Consider the following 15696-nt stretch of genomic DNA (forward strand, 5'->3'; position numbering starts at 1 on the left):
TCCCCTACTGCTTCATCAGTGCAACCAGCTCCCGGAAGCGGCGGGTCTGCGCCTCGCGCTCCAGGCGACGCTGCTCGTCCAGGCTCCGGTCTGCCGCACCCTGCAGCAACGTCTTGGTCTCGCTCACCGCGCCGGCCATCGGTGCGGTCAGGGCACCGACGAGGTGCTCGACCGTGGAGGCGAGCTCCGCGACCGGTACGGCGGTGAGAGCGAGCCCGATGTCCACCGCCTCGCTCGCGCCGACCATCCGCGCCGTGGCGCAGATCTCCAGTGCCCTGGCGTAGCCAACGCTCTCGACGAGCGGCTTTGTTCCCGTCAGGTCGGGCACGAGGCCGAGGGCGGACTCCTTCATGCAGAACTGCGCGTCGTCGGCCACCACTCTGAGGTCGCACGACAGCGCCAGCTGGAAGCCCGCGCCGATCGCGTAGCCGTGCACCGCGGCGATCGACACGAACCGCGGGTCACGGAGCCAGGTGAAGCCGCGCTGGAAACCGTCGATCGCGGCCGAGACCTCCTCGTCCGACTGCCCCATCAGTGCGACGACCGAGCCCTCGCCGGCCGTGCTGGGGTCGAGCATCGACCGGTCGAGGCCCGCCGAGAACGCAGCGCCGGCACCCTTGACCACCACGACGCGCACGTCGTCGGGCAGCTCGTCGCCGATGCCCGCGAGGGCGTGCCACATGGTCGGCGTCTGGGCGTTGCGTACGTCGGGCCGGTTGAGGGTGATCGTCGCGACCGCGCCGGCCACGTCGTAGAGCAGGCCGGCGTCCTCGAGCGTCTTCTGGTCCATGGTGCGCACAGTAGTCGCGGCTCAGCGCAGGACCGGCAGCCGGTCGGCCAGCGCCCCGAGGCCGTCGGGCGGCGCCGATCGTCCCGTGCCGACCAGCACGACCTCCTCGGCCGACCAGCCGGCGGGGAACGGCTCGGCCAGCGCCTCGACCGTCGCCCGGCCGAGGTCGAGGGCCGTCGGCGGAAGCACGGCGCCCTGGTCCTCGTCGAGGTCGAGGTCGAGCTGGTGGATGACGTCCTCCACCGCCCAGATGACGAGGAAGTCACCGGGGGTGAAGACCTGTCCCTGCCAGGCCACGTGGCGGTCGGGGAGGCTCGCCGCGCCCCGGCGTACGGCGTCGGCGACGTCCCGCAGCTGCTCGACCGCGGCGCTCGGGCGGGAGTACGCCGCCGTACGTCGTCGCTGCGCCATCAGCGTCAGCAGCGGGTCGCCGGCCTCGGTCTCCGCGAAGGCCGTCCAGTACGACGCGGCGTCGACCGTGACGGCGTCGTCGACCGGCGAGACCATGCCCCCGAGCATCTCCTGCCAGCCCGCGAGCACGTGCACGACGACGTCGAGCCGGGTCCAGCCGTGGCAGCGGGAGGCCCCGAGGAGGTCCCACTCGTCGACGGCGTCGACGGCGTCGACGAACGTGGTCACCGACTCGGCGAACGCGCTCCGGCCGGTGGACAGGTCGATGCTCAGGCTCATGACGCCACGGTAGGCGGCGCCGCCGACAGCGGACCCGGGTCGATCAGGCCAGGGACACCAGGTCGGCGTAGTCGTCGTTCCAGAGGTCCTCGTCACCGTCGGGCAGCAGCAGCACCCGGTCCGGCTCGAGCGCGCGCACGGCGCCCTCGTCGTGGGTGACCAGGATGATCGCGCCCTCGTAGGTGCGGATCGCGGCCAGCACCTCCTCGCGAGAGGCGGGGTCCAGGTTGTTGGTGGGCTCGTCGAGCAGCAGCACGTTGGCGCTGGAGACGACCAGCGACGCCAGCGCGAGCCGGGTCTTCTCGCCACCCGAGAGCACCTTGGCCGGCTTGTGCGCGTCCTCGCCGGAGAAGAGGAACGAGCCGAGCACGGAGCGGGCCTCGGTGTCGGTCAGCTGGGGCGCGGCGCTCTGCATGTTCTCGAGCACCGTGCGGTTGACGTCGAGGGTCTCGTGCTCCTGGGCGTAGTAGCCGATCTTGAGCCCGTGGCCGGGCACGACCGACCCGGTGTCGGGCTGGTCGACCCCCGCCAGGATGCGCAGCATCGTCGTCTTGCCCGCACCGTTGAGGCCGAGGATGACGACCCGGGAGCCCTTGTCGATCGCCAGGTCGACGTCGATGAAGACCTCGAGGGAGCCGTAGGACTTCGAGAGCTCGGCCGCGGTGAGTGGGGTCTTGCCGCAGGGCGCCGGGGCCGGGAACTTGATCCGGGCGACCTTGTCGCTCTGCCGCTCGCCCTCGAGGCCGGCCATCATCTTCTCGGCGCGCTTGAGCATCGACTGCGCGGCGGTGGCCTTGCTGGCCTTGGCGCGCATCTTGTTGGCCTGGTCGGTGAGCGTCTTGGCCTTGGTCTCGGCGTTGGACCGCTCGCGCTTGCGGCGCTTCTCGTCGGTCTCGCGCTGCGTCAGGTAGGCCTTCCAGCCCATGTTGTAGACGTCGATCTCGCCGCGGTTGGCGTCGAGGTGCAGCACCTTGTTGACGGTCTGCTCCAGCAGCGCGTTGTCGTGGCTGATCACGATCAGCCCGCCCTTGTGCGCCTTGAGGAACTCGCGCAGCCACACGATCGAGTCGGCGTCGAGGTGGTTGGTGGGCTCGTCGAGGAGCAGCGTCTCCGCACCGGAGAAGAGGATCCGGGCCAGCTCGACACGGCGCCGCTGACCACCGGACAGGGTCTTGAGCTGCTGGGTGAGGATCCGCTCCTGGATGCCCAGGCTGCTGGCGATCGTGGCCGCCTCGGACTCGGCGGCGTACCCACCACCGGCGTGCAGCTCGGAGTCGGCGCGCTCGTACTGACGCATCGCCTTGTCGCGGACGGCGGGGTCGTCACTGCCCATGTCGGTCTCCGCCTTGCGCAACCGGCGTACGACGTCGTCGAGGCCGCGTGCGGACAGGATCCGGTCGCGGGCCAGCACCTCGGGGTCGCCGATGCGCGGGTCCTGCGGGAGGTAGCCCACCTCGCCGGTCGACTGCACCGACCCGGCCGCGGGCAGTGCCTCGCCGGCGAGGATCTTGGTGAGCGTCGTCTTGCCGGCGCCGTTGCGGCCGACCAGACCGACCTTGTCACCCGGGGCGACGCGGAAGCTGACGTCCTCCATGAGCAGGCGTGCTCCGGCGCGGACCTCGAGCTTGTGAGCGGTGATCATGTCGGGCCAAGCGTAGTTGTGGGTACGGTCCTTCCGGGCATCGGCGACGGTGTCCCCCGTCACGCCCGTCCACCCTGTAGGAGCACCCATGCGGTTCAACCCGAAAGCCCGGCTGGACACCAGTCGCATGGGCGACGCCGGACGCGGTTCGGGCGGCGGCCGTGGCGGCGGCATCCCGATCCCCGGCGGAGTCGCAGGTGGCGGCATCGGGACCCTGATCATCGTCGTGATCGTGGTGGTCGCCAGCCTCGTGATGGGCGGCGGCGGTGGCAGCGACACCCCGGCCGGCGAGACCGGCCGCTACCAGGGGAAGTGCGAGAGCGGCAAGGACGCCAACGACAGCGCGGACTGCGCACGGGTGGCGATCGAGAACTCCCTCACCGACTACTGGACCGACGCGCTGCCGGACCAGTCCGGCACGGCGTTCCAGCCCGAGCGCAAGATCGAGACGTTCACCGACGGCATCAGCACCGGCTGCGGCTCGGCGACGGCCGACGTCGGGCCGTTCTACTGCCCGACCGACCAGATCATCTACCTGGACACCACGTTCTTCGACGACGTGCTCGAGCAGCAGCTCGGTGGTCCCGACGGCGGCTTCGTCGAGGCGTACGTGCTCGCGCACGAGTACGGCCACCACATCCAGAACCTGCTCGGCACCATGGGCAAGGTCAAGACCCAGCAGGGGCCGAAGAGCGACGCCGTACGCCTCGAGCTGCAGGCCGACTGCTACGCCGGCATGTGGGCCAAGGCGGCGTCCGCGACCGAGGACACCAAAGGCGTCGCGATCTTCGAGTCCCTGACCGACGAGGACATCCAGCTCGCGATCGAGGCCGCCACCACCGTCGGCGACGACCGGATCCAGCAGCAGTCCGGCGGCGACGTCGACCCGGAGAAGTGGACCCACGGCTCGGCGAAGTCGCGGGTGCAGTGGTTCCGGACCGGCTACAGCAAGGGCACCCTCGACGCGTGCGACACGTTCGCTGCCGGGGCTCTCTGAGCTCGCTCAGGCACTGCCCGAGCTCGTCGAGTGACGCCGATTGGCCCCCGGCCGCGTGATTTCAGGGCGATCTCGCGTCACTCGACGACCGCTCAGCCCTCGACCAGCGCCTCGATGTGGGCGAACTGCCGCTGCAGCGCCCGCAGGTGCGGCGCGACGGCGGGGTGCCGGAACTTCCCGGCCAGCGCACCCTCGCCCTGGGCGGCCCGGGCCAATGCCCACTCCGCCCGGTTGAGGACCGTGTAGACGGCGGTGACCCGGGCGCCCAGGGTGACCTCTTCGCGGGTCGCGAGCCCCTCGGGCATGCCGAGCAGGTAGGCGTCGATGAGCGGCTCGAGCTCCTCGCGGGCGGCGAGGGCGAAGTAGCCCAGGTCGGCGCCGACCGGGCCGGTGCCGAGCGTCGACCAGTCGATCGCGATCGCGTCGTCGCCGGAGCGCCCCAGCAGGTTGGCGGGTACGGCGTCGCCGTGCTGCGGCACCTGGACCAGTGCGTCGGCGGCCGCCAGCAGCTCGACGCGGCGGCCCCACAGGTGGTCCGCCACGTCGGCGACCGTGGTCCGCGCGAGGGTCTGCCACCCGCCGTGCCTCTCGACGCGGGCGAGCCGGTCGCGCAGCTGGTTGCGGGCCAGCCAGGGCGCGGCGGCGAGGTGCGCCCCGGCGAACCGGCCCATCGCGTGTGCACAGAAGAGCCCGCTGCTCGACGCGTCCTCGACCCACTCCTGGGTGATCGTGATGCCGTCCTCGTCCTCCTCGACGGCGCCGAGCCCGGCCGCGCGCAAGCCGGGCGTGTCGACGACGGTGCCGGCGGTGACGACGTCGGCCGCGCGCCGCCAGTAGGCGAAGTGACGCGGGTTGGTCAGCTCCGCCGGGTCGTCGGCCGCCGGCCGGGCCACCCGCTTGACCACGACGGGCTGGTCGCCCAGGACGGTCCTCCAGACGCCAACCGTCGAGGCACCGCTCCCGCCGGGGAGCGCGTGCCACCCGGGTTCGGGCTGCCACATGCGTCGGACGCTAGCCGATGTCGCGCGCGAGGTAGCGCCACCACGCGGTGTCGCCCGGCTGCCACGAAATGTCGGCAAGGCGGCAACCGATGGCCCGTGGCGCACGTCTCCCCCCTTGAGTGCCCGGAACCGCCGGGCGACCCATCGACGAAGGATCTGCCATGACCTCTCGGGTACTGACCGCCCTGCTCGCCGCCGCTCTGCTCGGGGGCTCCCTCACGGGCCTCTCCTCCTCGGCCGACGCGCGGCCGGCGACGCCGCGCACCCATCTGACGCTGCGGGTCACCGGGTGCGAGGGGTGCCACATCGGGCTCACCCAGGCCCTGAACGGTCGCCGGAACGTCTGGCAGGCCAAGGGTCGTACGGTCAAGGACGGCTCCGTGTCGTGGAACATCCCGACCAGCCGCACGCACGGTCTCAGCATCACCGTGATCGCCCCGTGGGACGGCGGCGCCGGCTACGTCCCGACGGTGGCGTTCCGCTACGCCGGCGAGCGCGTCGGCGACCGGGTGACCAACGCGATCGCCAAGCAGAAGAAGCGGGCCTCGGCGTGCTGGGCCGGCACCGAGTCGGACAAGGCGACCCTTCGGATCACGGTCGTGCACGCCCGCTCGACCAACCCGCCGGGCGACCCGATCCGCACCCCGCGCGCGTTCACCTCGGTGACCCAGCGCTGGGAGACGCCGATGGAGCGCGCCTGGCACGGTATCTCCGGGACCCAGGACGCGACCTACTGCGGCTGACCCTGGTCCGCGTTGCGCACGGCGACGCGGACGGCGGCAGCGTCCCGGACCGCCTGCTCGAGCACGCCGCGGCGTGGATCCGGCACGGCGAGCCACGGCTCGACGACCGTCAGCGCGCGCAGGCGCGGGTCCGCGAGCACCTCGTCGACCGCCGGGCGGTCGCCGCCGGTCACGAGCGGGCCGGTCAGCCCGGCAAGGATGCGGGCGGCGTGCTCGGCCGCCGCCTCGTACGCCTGCCGTGCCTGGTTGTCCCGGCGCCGGGCGAACCGCTGCTGGCTCTGGCCGCCCGCCTTGGTGCGGCCCTGGACGTGGCGCTGCCCGGTCTTGGAGTCGACCGTCCGCTCCCCCGTCAGCCGGGCGATGGCGAAGCCGCCCTTGCGGACCAGGAGCACGCCCCAGTCCTCGGGCAGCGTGGTCGCGGCGGCGAAGGCGGTCGCCTCCGGCTCCCCGGCGTACGCCGCGGCGAAGGGCGGGTGTGCTGCGAACGTCGAGCCGTCCTCAGCCGTCCCGGTCAGGGCCCCGTCCGCGACGTGGAGAGCGGTCACACCGTGGCGTTCCTCGAAGTTCGCCACCCAGCGAACCAGCCGCTCGCGAGGTACCTGCAAGGTCGGCATGCGCCGAGACTACTGATCCAGTCAGACGTTGAAGCCCAACGCCCGCAGCTGCTCGCGGCCGTCGGGGGTGATCTTGTCCGGGCCCCACGGCGGCATCCAGACCCAGTTGATCAGGACATCGGCGACGAGCCCCTCGAGGGCGCTGTTGGTCTGGTCCTGGATCACGTCGGTGAGCGGGCAGGCCGCAGACGTCAGCGTCATGTCGATGACGGCGTTGCTGTCCTCGTCGATGTGCACGCCGTAGACGAGGCCGAGGTCGACGACGTTGATGCCGAGCTCGGGGTCGACGACGTCCTTCATCGCCTCGGTGACGTCGTCCACCGAGACGGTGGAGGTGCCGACGCCGCCGCCGGCGGCCTCGGGGACGTCGGGCAGGTCGCTGTGGTCAGCCATGGGATTCCTCCAGGGATCGGGCGGTGGCGTCTTTCCAGGCCATCCAGGACAGCAGCGCGCACTTGACGCGTGCCGGGAACTTCGCGACACCGGCGAAGGCGATGCCGTCCTCGAGGACGTCCTCGTCGGGCTCGACGGTGCCCTTGCCCTGCATCAGGGTCAGGAACGTCTCGTGGATCGTCATCGCCTCGTCGACCGGCTTGCCGATGACGAGGTCGGTCAGCACCGACGCGGAGGCCTGCGAGATCGAGCAGCCGACCGCGTCGTACGACACGTCCTGCACGACGCCGTCGGCGACGTGGACGCGCAGCGTCACCTCGTCACCACAGGTCGGGTTGACGTGGTGCACCTCGGCCTCGAACGGGTCGCGCAGACCCGCGTGGTGGGGGTGCTTGTAGTGGTCCAGGATGATCTCCTGGTAGAGGGTGTCGAGTTCGGATGCCATCAATCAACCCAACTTGAAGTACGAACGGGTGTATTCCAGGCCCTCGACCAGCGCGTCGATCTCGGCGGGCGTCGTGTAGAGGTACGACGACATCCGGGTCGAGCTCTGCACGCCGAAACGCGCGTGTGCCGGCTTCGCGCAGTGGTGGCCGGCGCGCACGGCGACGCCGCGCGAGTCGAGCACCTGGGCGACGTCGTGCGGGTGCACGCCGTCGATCTCGAACGAGATCGCTCCCCCGCGCTCGGCGGCGTCCAGCGGCCCGAGCACCTTCAGGCCGGGCACGGTGGCCAGGCCCTCGAGCGCGTACGCCGTGATCGTCTGCTCGTGGCGGTGGATCGCGTCCATCCCGATGTGGGAGAGGTACTCGACCGCGGCACCGAGCCCGACGGCCTCGACGATCGGCGGGGTGCCCGCCTCGAAGCGGTGCGGGGCCGGCGCGTACGTCGAGCGCGCCATCGTCACGGTCTCGATCATCTCGCCGCCGCCGTGGAAGGGCGGGAGCGCGTTGAGCAGCTCCTCGCGGCCCCACAGCACGCCGATGCCGGTCGGCCCGACGACCTTGTGACCGGTGAACACCAGGAAGTCGCAGCCGGTCGCGGCGACGTCGACCGGCAGCTGCGGTGCCGCCTGGGAGGCGTCGATGACCGAGTAGGCGCCGAATGCCTTCGCGCGCGCCACCAGGTCGGTCACCGGGTTGATCGTGCCGAGCATGTTGGAGACCCAGGTGAAGGCGACCACCTTGGTGTGCTCGTCGATCAGCGCGTCGGCGTTGGACAGGTCGAGGTGACCGTCGTCGGTCAGCCCGAACCAGCGCAGCTCGGCACCGGAGCGCTCGCACGCCAGCTGCCACGACACGATGTTGGAGTGGTGCTCCATCTCGGTGATCACGACGTTGTCGCCGGGGCCGAGCTCGATCGTGCGCGCGAGCAGGTTGAGCGCCTCGGTGGCGTTCTTGGTGAAGACCACCTCGTTGCGCGACCGCGCGTTCAGGAACGCCGCCACCTTGTCGCGCGCACCCTCGAACGCCTCGGTCGACTCAGCGCCCAGCGTGTGCATGGCGCGCGCGACGTTGGCGTTGTGCCGCTCCAGGTGGTCGACCATCGTGTCGATGACCACCTGGGGCTTCTGCGAGGTGTTGGCGCTGTCGAGGTAGACCAGCGGCAGGCCACCCGCGACGGTGCGATCCAGGATCGGGAAGTCGGCGCGGATCACCTCCAGCTCGGGGAGGAGCCCTGCCAGCTGGGTCGTCGTCATGTCAGACCGCCGCCGTGAGGTACTTCTCGTAGCCCTCGGCCTCGAGCTGCTCGGCGAGCTCGGGCCCGCCCTGCTCGGCGATCTTGCCGTCGACGAAGACGTGCACGAAGTCGGGCTCGATGTAGCGCAGGATCCGCGTGTAGTGCGTGATCAGCAGGACGCCCTTGCCCTCCTGGGCCCGGAACCGGTTGACGCCCTCGGACACGATCTTGAGCGCGTCGATGTCGAGGCCGGAGTCGGTCTCGTCGAGGATCGCGACCTTCGGGTTCAGCAGCTCGAGCTGGGCGATCTCGTGGCGCTTCTTCTCGCCGCCGGAGAAGCCCTCGTTGACCGAGCGGGTGCCGAACGTCGGGTCCAGGTTGAGCTTCTCGAGCGCCGAGTTGACGTCCTTGACCCAGGTGCGGAGCTTGGGTGCCTCGCCGTCGAGGGCGGTCTTCGCCGTCCGCAGGAAGTTGGACACCGAGACGCCGGGGACCTCGACGGGGTACTGCATCGCCAGGAACAGCCCGGCGCGCGCCCGCTCGTCGACGGTCATCGCCAGCACGTCGTCACCGTCGAGCGTGACGGTGCCGCCGGTGACGGTGTACTTCGGGTGGCCCGCGATCGAGTAGGCCAGCGTCGACTTGCCCGACCCGTTGGGACCCATGATCGCGTGGGTCTCGCCGTCCTTGATGGTCAGCGTGACGCCCTTGAGGATCTCCTTGGGACCGTCCTCGGTGTCGACGGACACCTGCAGGTCCTTGATGATCAGCTCGCTCATGAGGGGGTGACTCCGTTCAGGGTGGTGGTGGTGTCGATGAAGATCGAGTCGTCGCGGACCTCGATCGGGAAGGTCGCGACGGGTTCGGTGGCGGGCAGCCCGGTGGGCTTGCCGGTCCGGAGGTCGAAGCGCGAGCCGTGCAGCCAGCACTCGACCGTGCAGTCGGCGACCTCGCCCTCGCTCAGGGCGACGGCGGCGTGCGAGCACAGGTCCTGGATGGCGAAGAACTCGTCGCCGTCACGAGCGACCGCGACGTCGTACGCACCGACCGTGACGCCGAGCGCCTCGTCGGTGGGGACGTCGGCGACCGCACAGGCCCGTTCGAAGGTCACTGGAAGTCCTTCAGCACGTTCTTGGCCAGCTCGGCCTCGACGGTCTCGAGCAGCTGGGCCTCGATCGAGGGGATGCCGACCTTGCGGATCAGGTCGTTGAAGAAGCCGTGCACGACCAGTCGGCGCGACTCCTTCTCGGAGACGCCGCGCGAGCGCAGGTAGAAGAGCTGCTCGTCGTCGAACCGCGCGGTCGCGGACGCGTGGCCCGCGCCCTCGATCTCGCCGGTCTCGATCTCGAGGTTGGGGACCGAGTCGGCCTGGCAGCCGTCGGAGAGGACCAGGTTGCGGTTCTCCTCGTAGGTCTCGATGCCCTCGGCGACCTTGCGGATCAGCACGTTGCCGATCCAGACCGTGTGCGCGCCCTGGCCCTGCAGCGCGCCCTTGTAGAGCACGTGGCTCTTGGTCCGCGGCGCCGTGTGGTCGGCGAAGAGGCGGTGCTCGAGGTGCTGGCCCTCGTCGGCGAAGTAGAGGCCGAGGAGCTCGGCCGAGCCGCCGGGCCCGGCGTACTCGACGTTGGCGTGCATCCGGACCAGGTCGCCGCCGAACGAGATCGACGTGTGCTTGACGCTGGCGTCGCGGCCGACCTGGATCGCGTCGCGGCCGAGGTGCACCGCGTCGTCGTCCCAGTCCTGCAACGAGAGCACGTTGACGTCGGACGCGTCGCCCGCGAGCACCGTGGTGATCGCCGAGTAGCGCGCCGTGCCGGTGTGCAGGACCAGGACGGTCGCCTTGGCGTGCCGGCCCACCCGGATGACCAGCTGGCCCCAGACCAGGTCCTCGACCGAGCTGCCGTGCAGCCGCAGCACGATCGGCTCGGCGATCTCGGCCTCGGCCGGGACGTCGAGCAGCATCGCGCCGCCGGCGTTGGCCGCGGCGAGCGCGGACGGCCGGTCGTTGGGAGCCAGCTCACCGAGCTCACGCGCCTGGTCGGCAGTGACCTCGGTGAGGGTGACGCCCTCGGGCAGCGTGGTGTCCCAGGTCAGGCGGGCGTCGGACGCGTCGCCGTCCAGGATGCCGCGCAGCCGCTTGAGCGGCGTGAAGCGCCAGATCTCCTCGCGCCCGGTGGGCACGGGGTGGTCGGCGAGGTCGTACGACGGGGGCGGGTTCAGGTGGCTGAAGCCAGCACCCAGCTCCAGGGAGTCCGCCACGCTCTCGCGGGCAGCATCGGTGACAGTCAATGAATCGGCTTTCAGTATCGGTAGATGAGATCCAAGTCCTCCGCAACCACACGACGACGAGCCGCTAGGCGAGGAGGAGCGGGGGGCGGTGGGCTGCAGCGCGCTTGCGCGCTCAGCCCACCGCGCCCTCCATCTGCAGCTCGATGAGCCGGTTGAGCTCGAGGGCGTACTCCATGGGGAGCTCCTTGGCGATCGGCTCGATGAAGCCGCGGACGATCATCGCCATGGCCTCGTCCTGCTCCATGCCGCGCGACATCAGGTAGAAGAGCTGGTCGTCGGAGACCTTCGAGACCGAGGCCTCGTGACCCATGGACACGTCGTCCTCGCGGATGTCGACGTACGGGTAGGTGTCCGAGCGGCTGATCTGGTCGACCAGGAGCGCGTCGCAGAGCACGTTGGACTTGGAGCCGTGCGCGCCCTCGTTGATCTGGATCAGGCCGCGGTACGACGTACGTCCGCCGCCACGCGCCACCGACTTCGACAGGATGCTCGAGCTCGTGTTGGGCGCCGCGTGGACCATCTTGGCGCCGGCGTCCTGGTGCTGGCCCTCGCCTGCGAACGCGATGGAGAGCGTCTCGCCCTTGGCGTGCTCGCCCATCAGGTAGACGGCCGGGTACTTCATCGTCACCTTGGAGCCGATGTTGCCGTCGACCCACTCCATGGTCGCGCCGGCCTCGCAGACGGCGCGCTTGGTGACGAGGTTGTAGACGTTGTTGGACCAGTTCTGGATGGTCGTGTAGCGGCAGCGGCCGCCCTTCTTCACGATGATCTCGACGACGGCCGAGTGCAGCGAGTCGGAGGAGTAGATCGGCGCGGTGCAGCCCTCGACGTAGTGCACGTAGGCGCCCTCGTCGACGATGATCAGGGTGCGCTCGAACTGACCCATGTTCTCGGTGTTGATCCGGAAGTAGGCCTGCAGCGGGATGTCCACGTGGACGCCCGGCGGGACGTAGATGAAGGAGCCACCCGACCACACCGAGGTGTTGAGCGCGGCGAACTTGTTGTCGCCGACCGGGATCACGGTGCCGAAGTACTCCTGGAAGAGCTCCGGCTGCTCCTTGAGCGCCGTGTCGGTGTCCAGGAAGAGGACGCCCTGCTCCTCGAGGTCCTCGCGGATCGAGTGGTAGACGACCTCGGACTCGTACTGCGCCGCGACGCCCGAGACCAGGCGCTGCTTCTCCGCCTCCGGGATGCCGAGCCGGTCGTAGGTGTTCTTGATCTCCTCGGGGAGGTCGTCCCACGTCGCCGCCTGCTTCTCGCTGGAGCGCACGAAGTACTTGATGTTGTCGAAGTCGATCCCCGACAGGTCCGAGCCCCAGTTGGGCATGGGCTTGCGGCCGAAGAGCTTGAGGCCCTTCAGGCGCAGGTCGAGCATCCACTGCGGCTCGCTCTTCTTCGCGGAGATGTCGCGGACGACCTCTTCGCTCAGCCCGCGCTTGGCGGTGGCGCCGGCCACGTCGGAGTCGGCCCAACCGAAGTCGTAGCGTCCGATGCCCTCGAGCTCGGGGTTGCGCTCGTCGATGGTGGTCATCAGCTGACCGTCTCCTTCGTCTTGGTGGGTGTGCTCTTCGCTGTGCCGGTAACGGTGCTGCTGGGAATGCAGGTGGTGCAGACCCCGTCGCCGTGGGCGATCGTGGCCAGCCGCTGGACGTGGCTGCCGAGGACCAGGCTGATCGCCTCGGTCTCGGCCTCGCACAGCTGCGGGAACTCGTGGGCTACGTGGGCAACCGGGCAGTGCTGCTGGCACAGCTGCTCCCCGACCGGGCTGTCGCGAACCGTCGCGGCGTACCCCTCGGCGGTGAACACCTGGGCCAGGACCTCGGCGGACCCCAGCTCGGGGTGCTCCGCCCGGATCCCCTCGAACCTCTCCGGGATGAACGCCCAGCGGCGGGCGGCGAATTCCCGGACGGCCTCGTCGCCACCGGTCTCCGCCAGGAAGCGGAGCGCCTGCGCCGCGAGGTCGTCGTACTGCTGGTCGAAGCCGTCGCGACCGGACTCGGTCAGCGCGAAGGCCTTCGCCGGCCGGCCGCGCCCGCGGGTGGCCTGGCTGCGCGGCTCCCGCGCCTCGACGAGGCCCTCCTCGAGCAGCTGGTCGAGGTGACGGCGTACGGCGGCCGGGGTGAGGTCGAGCCGCTCGGCGAGCGCCGCGGCGGTCGAGGGTCCGTTGACGAGGATCGACCGGGCGACGCGCTGACGCGTCGTCTGGTCGTGCCCGGGAACGGGCACCTCGTTGATTTCCACAACACCAGTGTGCCCTTATTGTTTTCGCCGCTTCAAGGAAGGCGACCCTTACCTGCCGCTCGCGGGCGGAGGGCGTGAGCCGGGCCACAGGCCGGCTCTCCCTACACTGACGGGCGTGCCCGACACCTCCCCTGCCGTCTCCGTCGACGGCCTGGTGATGAGGTACGGCGAGAAGGTCGCCGTCGACGGTCTCTCGCTGACGGTCGACCGGGGCACGATCACCGCCGTGCTAGGCCCCAACGGTGCCGGCAAGACCACCACGCTCGAGACCTGCGAGGGCTACCGGAAGCCGCAGCACGGCACCGTCCGGGTGCTCGGCCTCGACCCGGTCCGCGAGCGCCGCGACCTGCTCCCCCGCATCGGCGTGATGCTCCAGGGTGGCGGTGCGTGGAGCGGCGTCCGCGCGATGGAGATGCTCACCCACGTCTCCCGCCTGCACGCCCACCCCCTCGACACCGACATGCTCGCGGAGCGGCTCGGGCTCGGCGACTGCGGGCGTACGCCGTACCGACGCCTCTCCGGCGGTCAGCAGCAGCGCCTCGGCCTGGCGATGGCGATCGTCGGGCGCCCCGAGATCGTGTTCGTCGACGAGCCGACCGCCGGCATGGACCCGCAGGCCCGGCGGACGACGTGGGAGCTGCTCGAGGAGCTGCGCGGCGACGGGGTCACGGTCGTGCTCACCACCCACTACATGGACGAGGCCGAGCGGCTCGCCGACCAGATCCACATCATCGACCGGGGCCGGCTGATCGCCTCGGGGACGCCGGAGGAGCTGACCCGCGGCACGTCGGCGACCGTGCGTCTCGTCGTCGACCAGGAGCTGCCCGGCGACGCGGAGGCCGCGCTGCGCGCGTCGGTGGACCGGTGGAGCGGCGAGCACGGTGTGGGGGTGCGGTCGATCAGCTTCGGCTCGCGCACCCTCGAGGACGTCTTCCTGGAGCTCACCGGACGGGAGCTCGAGCCGTGAGCGGCACCTTCACCCCGAAGCCCGGCGCGGCGCCGCTGCACCAGCAGGTGCTGGCGCAGTCCCGGATGGAGGCGCGGCTGATGCTGCGCAACGGCGAGCAGCTGCTGCTGGCCGTCGTCATCCCGGTGCTGGTCCTCTTCGGTGCGGTCACCGCCGGTGAGCACCTCAACCTCGACCTGCCGTCCTCGCACCCGCTCGTCGACATCTTCACCCCCGGGGTGATCGCCCTGGCGGTGATGTCGACCTCGTTCACCTCGCTCGCGATCGCGACCGGGTTCGAGCGCCGGTACGGCGTGATCAAGCGGCTCGGCAGCTCACCACTCCCCCGGTCCGGGTTGCTGGCCGGCAAGGTCGGCGCGCTGCTCCTCGTGCAGCTCGTCCAGGTCATCATCATCGGCGGCGTCGGCCAGCTGCTGGGGTGGACGCCCAAGCCGGGCGTGCTCGGCGTCGCGCTCGCGATCCTCCTCGGCACCGCCGCCTTCGCCGCGCTCGGTCTCTTCGTCGCCGGCGCGCTCCGGGCCGAGGCGACGCTCGCCGCGGCCAACCTGATCTACCTGCTGCTGATGACCGGCGGCGGCGTCGTCCTCCCGCTGACGGCGTACGGCGACGCGCGGCCGTTCCTGCAGTGGCTCCCGTCCGCCGCCCTCGGCGAGGCGATGCGCACCGGCTTCATCGACGGTGCGGTCGCGTGGCGCGACCTCGGCGTGCTGCTCGTCTGGGCGGCGCTCGGCACCGTCCTCACCGCCAAGACCTTCAAGTGGGAGTGATGGAACGCCTTCGCTATCGCGTCCGGCACCTCGACGACTGGCTGCGTGGCTGGGCCTGGGCGTCGATCGTGGTCAACATCGGCATCGTCGTCACCGGCGGCGTCGTCCGGCTGACCGGCTCCGGGCTCGGCTGCCCCACGTGGCCGGAGTGCCACGCCGGGTCCTTCACCCCGCACGGGGCGTACGACGTGCACTCGGCGATCGAGTTCGGCAACCGGATGCTGACCTACGTGCTCGTCGTGGTCGCGATCGGCACGTTCGTCGCGACCTGGCAGGCAGGACGCCGCGACCTGCGCCGGCTCGCCCTGGTCATCGCGCTCGGCATCCCCGCGCAGGCGGTCATCGGCGGCATCACCGTGCTGACCGACCTGAACCCGTGGATCGTGTCCTTCCACCTGCTCTGCTCGATGGCGATCATCGGCGTCGCGGTGCTGCTGCGCTGGCGGCTCGACCGGCCGGCACCCGAGGTCGCCCCGCGCGGAGCCCTGGTGGCCCTCGCCTGGTCGACGTTCGCCACCGCCTGGGCGGTGCTCTACGTCGGCACGGTCGTCACCGGCTCCGGCCCGCACGCCGGCGACAGGGACGCGAAGCGCAACGGGCTCGACCCGCTGCAGATGAGCCAGGTGCACGCGGACCTGGTCTTCCTGCTGGTCGGCCTCACCATCGGCCTGCTGCTCGCGGTGGTCGCGGCCAAGCGGCCGGCCGCCGTACGCCGGGCCGTCGTGGTGCTGCTCGTCGTCGAGCTGGCCCAGGGCCTGATCGGGTTCGTGCAGTACTTCACCGACCTGCCCGTCGTGCTCGTCGGCTTCCACATGCTCGGCGCCGCGATCATCTCGGCGACCGTCACCCAGGCGCTGCTCGAGGTGCGCGAGTCGTAGGTTC

Annotated in this window: 18 protein-coding genes; 5 read left to right on the forward strand and 13 right to left on the reverse strand. The window is 70.8% G+C overall.

The genetic code is table 11. The features are described from left to right. Positions 1-4: 4 nt before the first annotated feature. Genes ABEA34_RS20570 through ABEA34_RS20580 form a run of 3 tightly spaced genes read right to left on the reverse strand, consistent with a single transcriptional unit; the run spans position 5 to position 3122 of the window. A complete protein-coding gene (locus tag ABEA34_RS20570; RefSeq protein WP_345523477.1) occupies positions 5-790 on the reverse strand; it encodes an enoyl-CoA hydratase/isomerase family protein in 786 nt (261 codons plus the stop codon). 21 nt (positions 791-811) lie between these two features. Further along, entirely contained in the window at positions 812-1480 is a 669-nt protein-coding gene (locus tag ABEA34_RS20575; RefSeq protein WP_345523478.1) for a maleylpyruvate isomerase N-terminal domain-containing protein, read from the reverse strand. 43 nt (positions 1481-1523) lie between these two features. After that, entirely contained in the window at positions 1524-3122 is a 1599-nt protein-coding gene (locus ABEA34_RS20580) for an ABC-F family ATP-binding cassette domain-containing protein (protein WP_345523479.1), read from the reverse strand. Positions 3123-3210: 88 nt separating this feature from the next. Here ABEA34_RS20580 and ypfJ point away from each other — a divergent pair, with 88 nt between their 5' ends. Next, entirely contained in the window at positions 3211-4119 is a 909-nt protein-coding gene (gene ypfJ, locus ABEA34_RS20585; protein WP_345523480.1) for a KPN_02809 family neutral zinc metallopeptidase, read from the forward strand. Positions 4120-4211: 92 nt separating this feature from the next. Here the strand turns inward: ypfJ and ABEA34_RS20590 are convergent, their stop codons facing one another. Next, positions 4212-5120, reverse strand: coding sequence for a phosphotransferase (locus tag ABEA34_RS20590; protein WP_345523482.1), 909 nt, complete (start codon positions 5118-5120; stop codon positions 4212-4214). Between the two features lie 161 nt (positions 5121-5281). Between ABEA34_RS20590 and ABEA34_RS20595 the strand changes: the two genes are divergently transcribed. After that, positions 5282-5863 (forward strand): hypothetical protein, encoded by a 582-nt coding sequence (locus ABEA34_RS20595; RefSeq protein ID WP_345523484.1) that lies wholly within the window; start codon positions 5282-5284, stop codon positions 5861-5863. Here ABEA34_RS20595 and ABEA34_RS20600 read toward each other — a convergent pair. The 9 genes from ABEA34_RS20600 to ABEA34_RS20640 all read right to left on the reverse strand — a co-directional run bounded on the left by ABEA34_RS20600 (position 5851) and on the right by ABEA34_RS20640 (position 13080). Then, entirely contained in the window at positions 5851-6477 is a 627-nt protein-coding gene (locus ABEA34_RS20600) for an acVLRF1 family peptidyl-tRNA hydrolase (protein ID WP_345523485.1), read from the reverse strand. The genes ABEA34_RS20595 and ABEA34_RS20600 overlap by 13 nt on opposite strands. A 21-nt stretch (positions 6478-6498) precedes the next feature. Continuing rightward, complete coding sequence (locus tag ABEA34_RS20605; RefSeq protein ID WP_345523486.1) at positions 6499-6870, reverse strand: metal-sulfur cluster assembly factor; 372 nt, start codon at positions 6868-6870, stop codon at positions 6499-6501. Continuing rightward, positions 6863-7315, reverse strand: coding sequence for a Fe-S cluster assembly sulfur transfer protein SufU (gene sufU / locus ABEA34_RS20610; protein WP_345523487.1), 453 nt, complete (start codon positions 7313-7315; stop codon positions 6863-6865). Before sufU ends, ABEA34_RS20605 begins: the two co-directional genes overlap by 8 nt. A 3-nt stretch (positions 7316-7318) precedes the next feature. Next, the gene (locus ABEA34_RS20615) at positions 7319-8569 is read right to left on the reverse strand and encodes a cysteine desulfurase (RefSeq protein ID WP_345523488.1); all 1251 of its coding nucleotides are present in this window, start codon (positions 8567-8569) and stop codon (positions 7319-7321) included. 1 nt (position 8570) lies between these two features. After that, positions 8571-9329 (reverse strand): Fe-S cluster assembly ATPase SufC, encoded by a 759-nt coding sequence (gene sufC, locus ABEA34_RS20620; RefSeq protein ID WP_345523489.1) that lies wholly within the window; start codon positions 9327-9329, stop codon positions 8571-8573. After that, on the reverse strand, positions 9326-9661 hold the full coding sequence (locus tag ABEA34_RS20625) for a non-heme iron oxygenase ferredoxin subunit (protein ID WP_345523491.1): 336 nt from the start codon (positions 9659-9661) through the stop codon (positions 9326-9328). Before ABEA34_RS20625 ends, sufC begins: the two co-directional genes overlap by 4 nt. Beyond that, on the reverse strand, positions 9658-10809 hold the full coding sequence (gene sufD / locus ABEA34_RS20630) for a Fe-S cluster assembly protein SufD (protein ID WP_345523492.1): 1152 nt from the start codon (positions 10807-10809) through the stop codon (positions 9658-9660). The genes ABEA34_RS20625 and sufD overlap by 4 nt, the downstream gene beginning before the upstream one ends. 142 nt (positions 10810-10951) lie before the next feature. Beyond that, positions 10952-12370, reverse strand: coding sequence for a Fe-S cluster assembly protein SufB (gene sufB / locus ABEA34_RS20635; protein WP_345523493.1), 1419 nt, complete (start codon positions 12368-12370; stop codon positions 10952-10954). Further along, positions 12370-13080: a helix-turn-helix transcriptional regulator gene (locus ABEA34_RS20640; RefSeq protein ID WP_345523495.1), complete on the reverse strand. Its 711-nt coding sequence runs from the start codon at positions 13078-13080 to the stop codon at positions 12370-12372. Before ABEA34_RS20640 ends, sufB begins: the two co-directional genes overlap by 1 nt. Before the next feature lie 157 nt (positions 13081-13237). On the opposite strand from ABEA34_RS20640, the gene ABEA34_RS20645 reads away from it, so the two are divergent. The 3 genes from ABEA34_RS20645 to ABEA34_RS20655 are packed head-to-tail and all read left to right on the forward strand — an operon-like array spanning position 13238 to position 15692. Beyond that, on the forward strand, positions 13238-14047 hold the full coding sequence (locus ABEA34_RS20645) for an ABC transporter ATP-binding protein (protein WP_345523770.1): 810 nt from the start codon (positions 13238-13240) through the stop codon (positions 14045-14047). Beyond that, complete coding sequence (locus ABEA34_RS20650) at positions 14044-14814, forward strand: ABC transporter permease (protein ID WP_345523497.1); 771 nt, start codon at positions 14044-14046, stop codon at positions 14812-14814. Before ABEA34_RS20645 ends, ABEA34_RS20650 begins: the two co-directional genes overlap by 4 nt. After that, positions 14814-15692 carry a COX15/CtaA family protein gene (locus ABEA34_RS20655; protein ID WP_345523498.1) on the forward strand — a complete coding sequence of 293 codons (879 nt, stop codon included), beginning with the start codon at positions 14814-14816 and terminating at the stop codon, positions 15690-15692. The genes ABEA34_RS20650 and ABEA34_RS20655 overlap by 1 nt, the downstream gene beginning before the upstream one ends. Positions 15693-15696 lie beyond the last annotated feature (4 nt).

This window comes from Nocardioides conyzicola (assembly GCF_039543825.1).
GTDB lineage: Bacteria > Actinomycetota > Actinomycetes > Propionibacteriales > Nocardioidaceae > Nocardioides > Nocardioides conyzicola.